Genomic DNA, 14,157 nt, shown 5'->3' on the forward strand with positions numbered 1-14,157 from the left:
CTGGATTAACCAATAACGTTTATGAGCCAGGAAGCAAGCGCTTTCTGGCTATTTTATTTTGGAAATATTTGTAAGTCCGGGCTAAAAGAAATAGCAACACAAAGACGAAAATAATGGTTGCCCCCGAAGGAATATTGAAATAATAGGAGGCTACCAATCCTGCTAATGATCCCATGAAACTGATGAAAATGGAATAAATAATGATCCTGGAGAGATCTTTGGCAAACAGGTTGGCAGTGGATTGAGGAATGGTGAGAAAAGAGATAACAAGGATAATCCCTGCAACCCTGATATGCAATACAATGGCCATCGAAACCAGGATGAAAAGCAGGTAATTAACGGTTTCAACAGGGGCATTGTGCGACCGGGCATACTCCTCATCGAAAGATACAAAGAGGATAATCCTGTAAAAAAAGATAAAAACAATGAGGGTTACAACTGCAAGCAAGGCCATGAGATATAAATCCAGGGTACTTACCGTAAGCAGGCTCCCAAAAAGATAGGTCATAAGATTGGGGGCATACCCGGGCGTGAGGAAAATAAAGATGATTCCGATAGCCATTCCCAATGACCAAAGTATGCCAATAGCTGAGTCCTCCCTGATCAGGCTCCGCCTTGATGCAACCCTGATTCCCAAGGCAGTTAAAGTGCTGAATACAAAAGCTCCGATAAGTGGATTAATTCCAAGAAAGTAACCTAACCCAATTCCACCAAAAGAAGCATGGGTGATACCTCCACTGATAAAAACCATCCTCCTGGCCACAATATACGAACCGATAATTCCGCAGGAAATACTCGCCAGTAAAGCGGCTAACATAGCATTCCTTAGAAATTGGTATTCGAATATACCATTAAAAAAATCAATCATGGTGATGGTCATGTTTTTGAAGAACGGTATGAGGTACATCCCCGTGGGTGATGATCTGTAAGGGACAATTATAGGATGCCAGCTGCTCTTCTGTAATGATATTGGATTTATGATAATGAAGATAAGTGTTGACACAGGCAATTGTCTTCACAAAATATGAGATTGTGCCAACATCATGGGATACAATCATAATTGCCATTTTTTGATTAAGCTTCCCTAGCAATTCATAGAGGTCACTTTCAAAACGATTGTCAACATAGGTGTTTGGCTCATCCAGGATCAGTAACCTTGGAGCCGATATCAAAGCCCTGCTGATAAAAACACGTTGTAACTGACCTCCGGAAAGTTCCATCGCTGTTCTTTTCGCTAAACCGGCTACTCCCATCTGATCAAGCAGTTCCATGGCTTTTTTCCTGTCGGCTGAACTGTAGCGGCCTAAACTCCCTTTTTCCGACATCAGCCCGGATAAAACAATATCCAGTACTGTTATCGGGAACTTACGGTCTACCAATGATTGTTGAGGCAGGTATCCTGCAAAACTCCCCGGCCGGTCATCATACCTTTTTACGAAACCTTGCAAGGGTTTTACCAGGCCAAGAATAATTTTAATCAGAGTGGTCTTCCCTCCTCCATTAGGTCCAATTACTCCAATAAAATCCTGGTCATATATCCTGAAATTTACGTCCCTAAGCACAATCTCCTGGTCATAACCGGCAGAAACATCATTCAGTTGGAGAAGTTCAGTCATTGGGTATGTTATCCTAAATAGTTTAAATCAGTTTTGAGCAATAAGGTTAGCCAGCAATATCATATTTTCATCCCAATTTCCGGCCATGGGGTCAAATACAATCACTTTTGCATTTAATTCCTTTGCGATAGCTTCAGCATGACGAACATCAAATTCCTTTGATATCAGGATGCTGTGAATGTTTTTCTCTCTTGCAAGCTGAATCAATTCTTTGATCCTGATGGCTGAAGGTTCTTTTCCTTCCTCTTCAATACTTATTTGAGTCAATCCATAATCACGGGCAAAATAGGCAAGTGCCGGATGAAAAATCATAAAAGCTTTTCCCCTGGCTGGCTGAAAGAATCTGCCTGATCCGATGATCAATTGAATCCATCAACTGATTAAAAGCTATCAGATTGGAATTATAAGACTCTTTTTTGGAAGAGTCAATGTTATTAAGTGCATTCACAATGGTACCTGCCTGGAGTTTCATCGCTGAAGGTGAAAGCCAGATATGGGGATCCAACCCTGAACCTTCGTGATTGTGGTTTTCTGCATCTTCGTGGTGATGTCCACCCAACAGATCAATGCCTTCACTGGTATTAATAACTGCCAATCCGGTTCTTGACTCGGTAAACCGCGGTAACCAGTTTCGTTCAAAATCCAGCAGACCTGTTGAGATGTAGAGTTCTGCATTTTCCAGGTTTCTCATATCTCCGGGCGTCGGTTCAAATGTTTCATGATTCGCGCCTGGAGGTAAAAGTACATTTACTTCAAAATTATCCCCACAAAGTTGTTCTACAAGGAACTTCTGAGGCAAAATACTCACCGTGATCTTTCTGCTCTGGTGATTTATTTCCTTTTGATTGCATGAAGTTATCAATATTGCAATCAAGAGGAAAATGATAAATGAGCTGCTCGAATGTATTTTTGTTTTCATTGCTACAAAGGTAATTAAACCCAATTTACCTGTATACAAATATTACCTGACAATTCAATCAGACTGAAATGGTGTGAAAATACCTTTTGATGAAGCCTTTACCAGGTTTTACGAAATTTGAAGTTCACTGAATCCATTCTGGTGATTTTCTCTGCCAGTTTAGGGATTCCCAAGTTAAATAGCTTCATCACTGCAGAATTTGACGGTACCATGTTATATGCAGATGATGGTGATATGAAGGAATCATCATAAATAATTGCACGATTTGTAGAACCATTGAAGGGAAATTTTAATTTTGAATTATAATCCAGCCAAAACAACCACTTATGAGAAAAATTTTACTTTCGTTTTTTGCCATTCTACTGGTGAGTTCCACAATGTATGCTCAGAATCTCGTTTCCACAGATCCACAAAATAAAAATGTGGTATTGGAAGAGTATACAGGTATTCATTGTCAGTACTGCCCCGACGGACACCGTATTGCACAAGGTATTGCTAACGCCAATCCAGGTCGTGTGGTCCTGATGAATATACACCAGGGGTCTTTTGCGGTTCCCAGTGGCTCAGAGCCTGATTACCGCACTCCATTCGGAGATGCCCTTGCCGGTCAAACAGGGTTAACCGGTTATCCTTCAGGAACCGTCAACAGGCATGTGTTTGCAGGAAGTACATCTACTGCCTTAAACCGCGGATCATGGAGTGCATCAGCCGATCAGATCATGGCCATGGTTTCTCCTGTTAATATTGGAATTGAATCTTCTTTTAATGAGGCGACACGTGAACTTACTGTCAATGTTGAATTATATTATACTGCAAGCAGTACTGTTTCTTCAAATTTCATTAACGTAGCCCTGCTTCAGGATAGCTTAATTGGCCCGCAGACCGGCGGAGGAATGGGTAACAATTATATCCACATGCACATGCTTCGTTACTTTCTCACAGGCCAATGGGGAGATGAAGTTAACTACTACAAGCCAGGGTACCCTGGTAACCCGGACCTATACGTATATTGTTCCTGCTGTATACAACAATATTCCATGTATTGTAGATAATTGTCATGTAGCTGTTTATGTTGCCGAAGGTCACCAGGAAGTTTTAACTGGTGATGTTGTGGAAGCCATCGGTGGAACCAATCGTTATATTGGTAAAGCATCTGTTGTTACTGATTTTAAGATGGGTGTTGAATCCATGCCCTGCGATTTTACTTGTGATGTAGTAGGAGCCCTTCCTTCAGGAGAACTTTATGAATTGACTTTTGAGCCTTTGGATGCCATTGCTGGATGGAATGACAGTTTTACCGTTGATGGAATCCAATATACAGGATCAGCAACCATAGCCTTGAACCAGGATGAAACCAAATCAATTACCCTTTCAGTGGTACCTGGGGCTACTCCTGCAGTTTCAACGTATCGGTTTACCATGAAATCGGCTGCTTTCCCGGGTGCACCTGAAAAAATTGCAGATGTTTCTGTAATTTCAGGAATTACCACATTGGTAGTAAATGGCAGTGGTGGTCAGGAAACGTCTGATAATCAGGCTGCCTACACAGATGGCCTGGATTATGCCGGATGTACTACCTATGCTGCCATTCCTGCTTCTCAACTTGTTAAAGCAGTGGCTAACGGAGCTTTGGTGGATGTGAACAGTATCTTCTACAATGTTGCATGGACATTCCCTGCTTTCAAGGATGCAGAAGCAGAAGCTGTTAAGGCTATTCTGAATTCAGGTCGACATGTCCTTGTGGCCGGCCAGGATGTGGGTTGGGATATCATGAGCGGACAGTCAGGTTCCAATGGAAATGACATTACACGCGATCTCTATACTAACTATTTGTGTGCCAGGTTTATCGATGATGGCAGTACTGCAAACAACCAAATTACAGCCGTTACCAGCGATGCAATATATGGAGCTGCAGGAAATTCAACCGTTACTGATGTTTACGCTGGAAATATGTATCCTGAACAGATTGATACGATTGCTCCGGCAAGGCCTATCTTCCTCTATAAAAACCTCAATACCAAACGTGCCGCTATTAGGGTTGAAAAGAATAACTATAAGGCTGTATACTTTGGAGTTGGATTCGAAATGTTAAGTACCACTGCTGTCAGGAATGAAATCACAAAACTTACCTATGACTGGTTCAATGAGGTAATTTCAGGCATGGAATACGAAAATGCCCTGGCTAAACTAATGGGTCAGAATTATCCCAACCCTGCCGATGATCATACCTGGATATCCCTCAATACTTCGGATAAGAACCTTATATTGGAAGTAACTTCTTTACTGGGAGCCAGGATAATGAATATCCAGGTTAATGCCGGCGATTCAAAAGTGAGAATCAACACCTCACAACTTGCTTCCGGACAATATATTTGCACTCTCCTTGATGGGAAAAGGGTGGTTGGATCACAAACAATTGTTGTGTCGCACTAGCAGAGGCAATTGAAGGATAAACTGAAACCAGGATAAAATACATTAATTTTATCCTGGTTTTTTAATTCTATCGCCATGGCATTTACTTCAAATGAATTCAAAGTAAACGGGGAGGAACTCCTCAAAAAGATCAGGGAACTTCTTCATGAAGGAAATGTAACAAGGATTATCATTAAAGATGATCAAGGGAAAACATTTATTGAAATCCCTGTAACTGTTGGTTTAATAGGGGCAATCATTGTTCCTGTCCTTGCCGCTGTTGGGGCATTGGCAGCCCTTGCAGCTAACTTCACTATCGAAGTGATCCGTAAGGAAGAATAGGATCGGGAAAGAAAACTTGGGATTGATACCTATCTTTTAACAGGGCCTATTTTCTGCTCTATAGAGTCTATTTTGCCTTCCAAACGACCTATAGGGCCTTTTCGAATATCAAGAGAAATAGTACAATAAACCCTCTCGCATTCAGGTTCAAGCAGAGAATATGCTTTTTCAACTATTTCCTGGGCTTCTGCAAGCGTTGAAGTCTCAACAATAGTAGCCATACTTGTCAGCCGGTATTCAAATCCACTACCCCTGACCATTTCAATGATCTTACTTACCCATGGACTGGCACTAATTCCTTTATCGGTAGGAAACATAGCAAATTGAAGTAGTACTGACATGATATTGGGCTTTGAGGGTTAAAGTGAAGTGGAGTGCCTAAAGTGAGCTAAAGTGAGCTAAAGTGAACTAGAGTGAGCTTATGAAGGGGCAATTAATACCAATCTTCACATTTCTAAATTTCTAAATTGTCGTATTATTGAGCAAAAGGCTTCCCTTCGGGAAATTGTCGAATTGTCGAATAGTCGAATTATCGAATCGTCGAATTATCGAATCGTCGAATCATCCCAAATCTCCCAACTCGCCTCTGCCTGCATTTCAAGCATTTTCAAGCCATTACAGACCCTTGCTCCTGCCTCAGTTCCCTTTTTCATGAATAATGTGATTTCAGGATTATAGACCAGGTCAAAAAGGAGGTGCTTATTCCCGAGATATTGATATGGGATTACCGGACTGAATCCTGTTTGAGGATACATTCCAAGAGGAGTTGTATTAATAATCAATGTGTACTGGTCAATAACCCCCTTAGATACCTGGTCATATTTAAGGATTTCAGTGCCGGCTGGGTTGCGGGAAACCAGTTTGAAGGAAATACTAAGGTCGGATAACACTTTCGCAACAGCCCTGGATGCTCCACCGGTCCCTAAAATCAGAGCCTGTTTATGAGAGTCATTTAATAGCGGGAGCAGGCTGTTCCTAAATCCTGTAACATCAGTATTGTGCCCGATCAACAAGGGTTCAGACCCCGATCTGTTAATTTCAATGCAATTAACAGCTCCTACCTCCATGGCACTACCTGAAAGTCGGTGGAGAAATGGGATTATACTGATCTTTAATGGAATCGTAACATTGAGGCCCTGAAGGTCAGGGAATTCATGAATAAGTTGTAAAAACTGGTCTGCTGAAGTTAAAGGAAACAGTCTGTATTCGTGGTCATTCAATCCAAGATTTTCAAACTTTTTGTTGAAATACTTTGCTGACCATGAATGGGTCAAAGGATGACCTATTAACCCATATAATGACATTGTTTTGATTTTGAAATGTTAGTGGCAAAGCAGGAAAATGAACAACAAAGCGCTGAATTATGAACTTACCTTATTTCCTCTCATCGAGGAAATGATTTTGTACAGGTAGTAAATGGCAGCGATTCCAAGAACTCCAACCACAAACAGATCGATGATATGGCTATAAGTCATCACTTCTGTCCAGTTATTCTTTAGCTCATATCCCACCCAGGTGAGAAATGTATTCCAACATCCGGCACCAATAATGGTATAAAGAGAGAAAGTCCAGATATTCATTTTTCCGAATCCGGCTGGAATAGAGATGAGATGCCTGACAACAGGAATGAATCTCGAAATAAGAATGGTAATTTCTCCTCGTTTGGCAAAAAACTTCTCCGATAACTCAAGGTGATGGGTGTTAAGAAGAAGGAATTTCCCAAAGCGCTGGATAAAAGGTTTGCCGCCATAGTAGCCGATGGCATAAGATAATAAAGAGCCAACTATGCTTCCAATTGTAGATGCCATTATTACACCGGTCCAGGTGAATCTGCCATCTACAATCAGAAAACCAGCGAATGGCATAACGGCTTCACTGGGAACAGGGAAAACCATGCTTTCCAGGGTCATTAAAATAAAAATACCGGGATATCCCGATGCTCCGATAATTGCTACAGCAGTGGCTGCAATCCATTCAGTAATACCCATAAAGCTATTTGCTAAGTTTGTTAATCTTTATTCTTTTGGTGGAGGTCTTTAATGCAGATGGTACAATAAAAGGCTCAATTAAATTTTTCAGTGATCTCTTGCCTGTTTAACCTGCTTGAATATCATTGTACCTATGATAAAGGAAGATACCGAATCATTCTATTCTTTGAATTGTTGTATCGCATCATTTATGGCACTTGATAAACGGGCTTTTTCCGAATATTCAAGCAAACTAAGAAATCCATCATAATCCTGTGAGAGGGCAATATACAATTCCCTTACGGCTTCCTTTTCATACCCTGATTCGAGCAGATAGGCAACCCTCCTGAAGGAAAGCAATGCATTCTGAGGTTGAAAATAAGTGCCCTCTTCTATAATCTCCAATGCTTTGCTATAGTTAGAATGTGCCTGTATAAAGAATTCAGAATAGTCGAGCCAGATTTCCTGATGATAAGGGTCAAGCTCTGTTACCTTGATAAATGCCGCTTCTGCTTCCTGGTATTGTCCGTCGTCCATCAGCGTGTCGGCCAAAATAATCCAATACTCGGGATTCTCAGGTTCCAGCTTTACCGCCTGTTTCATATGAACGATTGCCTCAGCCTTCTGGTCGAGCTCACTGAAACATATTCCCATACCCATCCAGGCATCGGAGAACTGCTTTTCCATGTTTACAGATTTCCTGTAGTTTTCAAGAGCAGTTTCATATTTTTCCAATCGCTCGTAACAGTCACCAAGATAATACCATACCATGGCATCAGGTTTCTCAAACTCAAGGGTGCTTTTATATACTGCTATCGCTTCCGGATACCGTTCCATCTGCTCATAAGCCTGTGCTTTATTAAAATAGGCCGGGGTGAAACTGGGATCTATAGCAATACAGAAGTCAAAAGCATCAATCGCTTTCTCAAAAAGTTCAAGCGCTGTATAGGCCAGGCCAAGATTATACCAGGCAACATCTGAGTATGGATTCTTGTCGACTATACTTTCAAAAAACTCAGCAGCCTGCTCACTCATCCCCCCAAGATCATAACAATAACCGATCTCATATAGAAGCGTTTCATTACCAGCCTCTATATAAAGGGCTTGTTTTAGATACTCAACTGCTTTTTCATAGTTGCCAATACTTTCATATTCAAAGGCAATACCGGTATAAATTTCTTCCTTATCATCATCGATATGATCAAGGGCTTTAATATACTCACGGATTGCTTCTTCATGCCGGTTCATGCTCCCTAAAATTGAAGCCCTGGTAAGCATAATGTCAGGGTTTCTTGGATCTCTCTTTTTAAGCCGGTCCAGGTTGGCAAGTGCTTTCTGCGGCTCCCCTGTATTCATCAGGTATTGCGCCTGGAACACCTCAAAGGTTATATCTGTTGGAAACCTGTCCAACGCATGGCGTATCGCTTGAAATGCTTTTGGGAAATCAGCAGCTGAAAAATAGTGATAAATGATGTCTTCAAGTTCATTGCTGTCGAAAAAAGTAAAACCACCTGTATGCAGACTGGCCTCAAATCGCTCCAGCAATTCGCGGATATATTCCTCCTCTTCATCAAATCCATGCTTCATGGGAATCCTCCATTTGAGATTTTGCAAAAATAATAATTTTAATGGAGCGATATAGAATAGAAATCTTCACTCTCTCCATTCTCTTTTATTTTGTTGAAAAATCCACACATAGATTGCTCTCCTGAAGCAGATTCAACCTCTCATCTGTAAAATCATCCCTTCCGTATTAAGAGATGTGTTTATCTTTGCATCCGACTTCTTAATTTTTAGTTAATTTCTTTTGACAATGGCGTTAATAAAAAGTATTTCAGGCATCAGGGGTACAATTGGAGGGCTTCCTGGCGACGGCCTTACACCTCAGGATATTATCAGGTTTACCTCTGCATATGTTTCATTTATCTCTAAGAGAGCAGGCCATTCAAAGGTTCATATCGTGATTGGCCGGGATGCCAGGGTATCCGGCTGGATGGTCAATCAATTGGTGACAGGCACTCTGGTTGGCATGGGGGCTGATGTTACCGACCTGGGACTGAGTACCACACCCACAGTGGAAGTAGCAGTTACCTCTCATAAAGCAGATGGTGGAATCATCATTACGGCCAGTCATAATCCCGGTCATTGGAATGCTCTTAAACTTCTGAATGAGAAAGGGGAGTTCCTGGATGGAAATGACGGGGAAGAAATACTCAGACTTGCAGAGTCGGATGCAATTCCTGCCGCTGGGATAGAAGCCATCGGGACCTATAAATCTTATGATAAAGCTATCAATGACCATATAAAGGAGGTGCTTTCCATGCCCCTGGTAAATATCGAAGCCATCAGGTCAGCAGGGTTTGTCGTAGCCATCGATTGTGTGAATTCAACGGGTGGAATTGCCCTGCCACCATTACTCGAAGCATTGGGGGTAAAACAAGTGATTGAAGTAAATTGTAAACCGGACGGATTATTCTCTCATAACCCTGAACCATTACCTGAAAACCTGAAGGATTTATCTGCTGCTGTTCTTACAGCAAAGGCTCACCTTGGTTTTGCTGTGGATCCGGATGTTGACAGGCTGGCTATCATCTCTGAAGATGGTTCCATGTTTGGCGAAGAGTATACCCTGGTCGCAGTTTCTGACTATGTGCTAAAACATAAGCCTGGTAATACAGTTTCAAACCTTTCATCTACAAGGGCTTTACGAGATGTCACCGAAGCGGCTGGAGGTAATCATTCAGCTGCTGCAGTGGGTGAAGTAAATGTTGTCAGCATGATGAAATCAGTGAATGCGGTAATTGGTGGTGAAGGAAACGGGGGTGTAATTTATCCCGCAATTCACTACGGCCGGGATGCTTTGGCTGGTATCGCTTTATTCCTTTCACACCTGGCTATCACAGGTTTATCATGTTCAGCATTGCGTAAAACCTATCCGGATTATACTATTTCAAAAAACAAAATTGCATTGGATGCCAGTATGGATGTAGATGCAATTCTCGAAGGGGTGGCTGCGAAATATAAAGGTCAACCTGTTAATACAGTCGATGGGGTAAAAATTGAATTTGGCAAGGAATGGGTTCATTTGAGGAAATCCAATACTGAACCTATTATCCGAATCTATTCAGAAAGCACTCTTTCTTCAAAGGCTGAGGACCTTGCAAAAAAAATTATGGCAGATATCAGGGAAATCGCAGGCATCATATCCTGAAATTTTCTTGTCCGACAGCGAATTACGTATCGGAATATTTCTTTACTTTATTGCTCTCTGTCATAAAGCAACATCCAATGCCAAGGAAGAAAAGAAAAAAGGTTAAATTCTATAGAGCAGATTTTAAAATTCCGGAATCAACAAAGAAACAGTTGAAGGGATTTTGTAAGAAGCATGATACCACTGCAAACAAAGTTTTCCGCAGGGCATTGAAAGAGTTTCTGGAAAAGAACCATTTTCATCATGACCATTTTGATGCCCAGGTTGCTGCAAATCAGATGTCTATCTTCGATTTACTTGAGGGTCCATCAAGCCATTCCGGAAACTAATCTGACTGTTACGCTGACGGTACCTCAATAATCAGGAGGTCAGATGCTGCATTACTATTAATATGAATGCGCGAAATCTCAGCAATGCCAAGTGCATCTCTCGATCCAAGTGCAAAACCTTCAATTGTCGTTCTCCCTTCAATCAGGAAACAAAATACCTGGTTCCCTGATTTGTGAATCTTATAGGTAATGTTTACACCATGCTCAAGGTTGACCCTTGATATCCAGGCATCCTGGTGAATCCACAAAGCATCATCATCCTGATCCGTATCCGGAGTTACAAGCAGCTGGACCTTATTTTTTCTTTGTATTTTATTGAAAGAAAGCTGATCATACCTTGGCTGAATATCCTTTTCCCTGGTATAAATCCAGATTTGAAGGAAATTGCAGGGATTATCAGCATGGTGATTAAATTCAGAATGCTGAATCCCGCTTCCGGCTGACATCACCTGCACATCATCAGGACTAATCACTTCTGAATGACCCATACTGTCCTTATGTTCAAGTTCACCAATTAAAGGAATCGAAATGATCTCCATGTTTTTATGACCATGTTCACCAAATCCACTTCCTCCAATAATGGTATCGTCATTCAATACCCTCAATAATCCAAACTGCTCTCTTAACGGATTAAAATACTCAGCAAAACTGAAATTGTGATAAGTGTCAAGCCATCCGTGGTTTGCATGACCCCTGTCTTTGGAAGGATGAAATTCAATACTCATGATTGCTTTATTCGTAATTATGAATTTATAAAGATGTTTATGGGCTCCAATTGCTTTCAGCAATATTGCATGCTGAAGAAATTAATATAGAATGCCTGGAATTTCAACAACAAAAATGGTTAACGTCCCATTCCCTGGTATACCTGCCTGTTAAGAATAGATCTGCCTAAGGTGATTTCATCAGTATAGTCAAGTTCATCACCTACCGGTATCCCTCTTGCTATGGTTGTAATAGCTATCCCTGTATCCTTTAACGTTTTGAAAATGTAAAAGTTTGTAGTATCCCCTTCAACGGTAGAGGGAAGGGCGAGGATAACCTCTTTCAGACTTCCGGATCTTGATTTTTCAATAAGAGAAGCAATCATGAGATCAGATGGACCAATGCCTTCCATTGGAGAAATTACTCCTCCTAAAATATGATAAGCCCCATGAAACTGGGAGGTGTTTTCAATTGCCATCATATCCCTGATGTCTTCTACAACACAGATAGTTGAATGATCACGCCTGGAATCAGAACAAACCATACATTTATCACCATCAGATATAGTGTGACAGGTCTTACAATATTGGATGTCATTCCTCAGTTTAATGACTGACTCACCCAAAGCAGTTGCAATTTCTGCCGGCTGCCTTAAAAGGTGCAGAGCCAGACGTAAGGCTGTTTTTTTGCCAATTCCCGGTAAACGGGTTAATTCCTGAACCGCGTTTTGTAAGAGGATAGAAGTGAGTTGTTGTTCCATGATCGCTGCCTTGATAATAATTGATGAAAACGGTCAGAGATCATCCGTTTTCATTCAGTTGACAAAAATTTGTGACAGTATTTAATGCTTGCTTACTTTTGTATCACGAAACCAGGATCAATGAAAGGCAGCATCATAATGGCAAGTCGGGGATCCAACTGTCAGCCAAAGCACAATTATCCAAAATTAGTCATTTTCACCGTGTAATCTGTAATTTCTTTTGCTTTGAAAGGTGTATTGCATTTGAATGGAAATAAATAATCATGGAAATTTTTTCTGAATTGGAGATGGGATGGTTCGTTATGATAAATTTAATTTTTAATACAATATAACATGCGGATAGGGATTCAATGTTCTGGTATACGAATAGTAGTTTTGGTTTTGCTTTTTGCATTTATCAGTTCTGAATCGATTTTTGCCCAGCCTGACCCGGGAACAGGCATTAACCAGGTGGATAGCAGAGGTCGAAAACAAGGGGCCTGGGTTAAAAACGATGCCCAGGGAATCAAAATCTATGAGGGTACTTTTAAGGATGATAAACCTATTGGTGAATTCCACTATTTCTATCCTGACGGAAAATTAAGAAGTACTTTGCTTTATCCTGCCACCGGAAATATTGTCCTGAATACTGCATTTTATCAAAATGGAATCAAAATGGCCGAAGGTAATTATATCGACCAGAAAAAGGATGGTAACTGGAAATACTATAATGACCTTGGTGAACTTGCCTCTGAGGAAAATTGGTCAAAAGGGTTGCCTGCAGGAGTTTGGAAAGTTTACTACCAGGGATTGAAAGTGATGGAAGAATTTACCTACCGGAATGGATTAAAAGAAGGCTCATGGAAACAGTATTTCCCTACAGGGAATATCAAGGCGGAAGCGATGTATATCGATGGACTACGTCAGGGGCCGGCCAAGTTTTACTTTCCGGATGGTGCAATTATGACAAGAGGAAATTATAAAAATGACCTGAAAAATGGAATTTGGGAAAACTATAAACAAAACGGGCAGAAGGAAAGTGTAAGAGAATTTGATAATGGGAATCTGCTCTCGGAAACGTATTATGATAAAGAACGCGATAAGGAACTTCACCAGGAATCTCCTGAAATAAAGAAGGAGTAACTTCCTGGCTGTGCAGATCACTGAATCCTTCAGAATTCATCCTTTTTAGCAAGGATTCTTTAGAAAATGATCCAATAATTTCTTGAGATTATCAATAACCAGGTGGCCTGATTCTACCAGCCTTTGTTTCGACTGATGCCCATTTGCTATCAGGATGCAAGACGATCCCAATTCTTCTGCTACTTCTGCATCATGAAGTGTATCTCCGAGAAGTGTGACTGACGAAGGACTAAGATTGAAATCTGAAAAGAAATTCCTGGCATTCTCGATTTTACCTGCTCCATAATGATCTCCAATGCCGCCTATATAATCGAAATACCTGGTGATCCCAAGTACATCAACAGATTTCAGAAGGGCATCATGTTGCATTGCAGATATAATGGCTTGCTGGTAACCCTGTTGTTTGAAAAATTCAAGCATCTCAATGGCTCCGGTAGCAAGTTGAGCGCCAGGTAAGGCTTCCAGGTATAATTCAATGAACCCGATGGCTGCTTTATCCCAGGGCTCTGTTTCAAAATCAAATCCAATGGTAGTATAATATTGGATCACCGGGAAAGTAAAAACCTCACGGTATTTTTCCAGGGTCAATAAAGGAAGATGACGATGGCTTAACATCTGATTCATAGAGTCAAGACAGATTGCTGTATCATCCAGCAAAGTGCCATTCCAGTCCCAAATAATTGTCCCTTTTGTTTCCAATTAATTCATTGTTTTGTTCTGCAATTTCTCTAAAGGCAAATTTGATGAAAAAAGTTAAGAATTTCATGCATCTCT

Annotated in this window: 17 protein-coding genes; 6 read left to right on the forward strand and 11 right to left on the reverse strand. The window is 41.0% G+C overall.

Annotated features, from left to right (window positions below; translation table 11 throughout):
* Positions 1-19 precede the first annotated feature (19 nt).
* From IPH84_07005 to IPH84_07020, 4 genes are read right to left on the reverse strand one after another with little or no spacing between them, the layout of a single operon-like run.
* Positions 20-868 (reverse strand): metal ABC transporter permease, encoded by an 849-nt coding sequence (locus tag IPH84_07005; GenBank protein MBK7172969.1) that lies wholly within the window; start codon positions 866-868, stop codon positions 20-22.
* Positions 861-1,616, reverse strand: coding sequence for an ABC transporter ATP-binding protein (locus tag IPH84_07010; GenBank protein ID MBK7172970.1), 756 nt, complete (start codon positions 1,614-1,616; stop codon positions 861-863). The genes IPH84_07005 and IPH84_07010 overlap by 8 nt, the downstream gene beginning before the upstream one ends.
* A 27-nt stretch (positions 1,617-1,643) precedes the next feature.
* Positions 1,644-1,928, reverse strand: coding sequence for a zinc ABC transporter substrate-binding protein (locus IPH84_07015; GenBank protein MBK7172971.1), 285 nt, complete (start codon positions 1,926-1,928; stop codon positions 1,644-1,646).
* Entirely contained in the window at positions 1,891-2,535 is a 645-nt protein-coding gene (locus tag IPH84_07020; GenBank protein MBK7172972.1) for a zinc ABC transporter substrate-binding protein, read from the reverse strand. Before IPH84_07020 ends, IPH84_07015 begins: the two co-directional genes overlap by 38 nt.
* Positions 2,536-2,861: 326 nt before the next feature.
* Between IPH84_07020 and IPH84_07025 the strand changes: the two genes are divergently transcribed.
* The 3 genes from IPH84_07025 (at position 2,862) to IPH84_07035 (ending at position 5,289) form a co-directional block, all read left to right on the forward strand.
* Entirely contained in the window at positions 2,862-3,587 is a 726-nt protein-coding gene (locus tag IPH84_07025) for an Omp28-related outer membrane protein (GenBank protein MBK7172973.1), read from the forward strand.
* Positions 3,490-4,968 carry a T9SS type A sorting domain-containing protein gene (locus IPH84_07030; GenBank protein MBK7172974.1) on the forward strand — a complete coding sequence of 493 codons (1,479 nt, stop codon included), beginning with the start codon at positions 3,490-3,492 and terminating at the stop codon, positions 4,966-4,968. The genes IPH84_07025 and IPH84_07030 overlap by 98 nt, the downstream gene beginning before the upstream one ends.
* 75 nt (positions 4,969-5,043) lie before the next feature.
* Positions 5,044-5,289: a DUF4342 domain-containing protein gene (locus IPH84_07035; protein MBK7172975.1), complete on the forward strand. Its 246-nt coding sequence runs from the start codon at positions 5,044-5,046 to the stop codon at positions 5,287-5,289.
* Positions 5,290-5,318: 29 nt separating this feature from the next.
* Here IPH84_07035 and IPH84_07040 read toward each other — a convergent pair whose 3' ends face one another.
* From IPH84_07040 to IPH84_07055, 4 genes are all read right to left on the reverse strand, one after another.
* Positions 5,319-5,630, reverse strand: a complete 312-nt coding sequence (locus IPH84_07040; GenBank protein MBK7172976.1) for a thiamine-binding protein — start codon at positions 5,628-5,630, stop codon at positions 5,319-5,321.
* 204 nt (positions 5,631-5,834) lie between these two features.
* Entirely contained in the window at positions 5,835-6,593 is a 759-nt protein-coding gene (locus IPH84_07045) for a shikimate dehydrogenase (protein MBK7172977.1), read from the reverse strand.
* Positions 6,594-6,650: 57 nt separating this feature from the next.
* Positions 6,651-7,277: a DedA family protein gene (locus tag IPH84_07050; GenBank protein MBK7172978.1), complete on the reverse strand. Its 627-nt coding sequence runs from the start codon at positions 7,275-7,277 to the stop codon at positions 6,651-6,653.
* 159 nt (positions 7,278-7,436) lie between these two features.
* Positions 7,437-8,870, reverse strand: a complete 1,434-nt coding sequence (locus tag IPH84_07055; protein MBK7172979.1) for a tetratricopeptide repeat protein — start codon at positions 8,868-8,870, stop codon at positions 7,437-7,439.
* A 199-nt stretch (positions 8,871-9,069) separates the two neighbouring features.
* On the opposite strand from IPH84_07055, the gene glmM reads away from it, so the two are divergent.
* A complete protein-coding gene (glmM, locus tag IPH84_07060; protein MBK7172980.1) occupies positions 9,070-10,467 on the forward strand; it encodes a phosphoglucosamine mutase in 1,398 nt (465 codons plus the stop codon).
* A 77-nt stretch (positions 10,468-10,544) separates the two neighbouring features.
* Positions 10,545-10,796: a hypothetical protein gene (locus IPH84_07065; GenBank protein MBK7172981.1), complete on the forward strand. Its 252-nt coding sequence runs from the start codon at positions 10,545-10,547 to the stop codon at positions 10,794-10,796.
* A gap of 8 nt (positions 10,797-10,804) precedes the next feature.
* Here the strand turns inward: IPH84_07065 and IPH84_07070 are convergent, their stop codons facing one another.
* Both IPH84_07070 and recR read right to left on the reverse strand, forming a co-directional pair.
* On the reverse strand, positions 10,805-11,521 hold the full coding sequence (locus tag IPH84_07070) for a pirin family protein (GenBank protein MBK7172982.1): 717 nt from the start codon (positions 11,519-11,521) through the stop codon (positions 10,805-10,807).
* Positions 11,522-11,640: 119 nt separating this feature from the next.
* Positions 11,641-12,261, reverse strand: coding sequence for a recombination protein RecR (gene recR / locus IPH84_07075; GenBank protein ID MBK7172983.1), 621 nt, complete (start codon positions 12,259-12,261; stop codon positions 11,641-11,643).
* A gap of 333 nt (positions 12,262-12,594) precedes the next feature.
* Here recR and IPH84_07080 point away from each other — a divergent pair, with 333 nt between their 5' ends.
* Positions 12,595-13,383: a toxin-antitoxin system YwqK family antitoxin gene (locus IPH84_07080; GenBank protein ID MBK7172984.1), complete on the forward strand. Its 789-nt coding sequence runs from the start codon at positions 12,595-12,597 to the stop codon at positions 13,381-13,383.
* A gap of 45 nt (positions 13,384-13,428) precedes the next feature.
* On the opposite strand, the gene IPH84_07085 is transcribed toward IPH84_07080, so the two are convergent.
* Positions 13,429-14,082, reverse strand: coding sequence for an HAD family hydrolase (locus tag IPH84_07085; protein ID MBK7172985.1), 654 nt, complete (start codon positions 14,080-14,082; stop codon positions 13,429-13,431).
* Between the last annotated feature and the right edge of the window lie 75 nt (positions 14,083-14,157).

Source organism: Bacteroidales bacterium, from assembly GCA_016707785.1.
In the GTDB taxonomy this organism is placed as follows: domain Bacteria; phylum Bacteroidota; class Bacteroidia; order Bacteroidales; family UBA4417; genus UBA4417.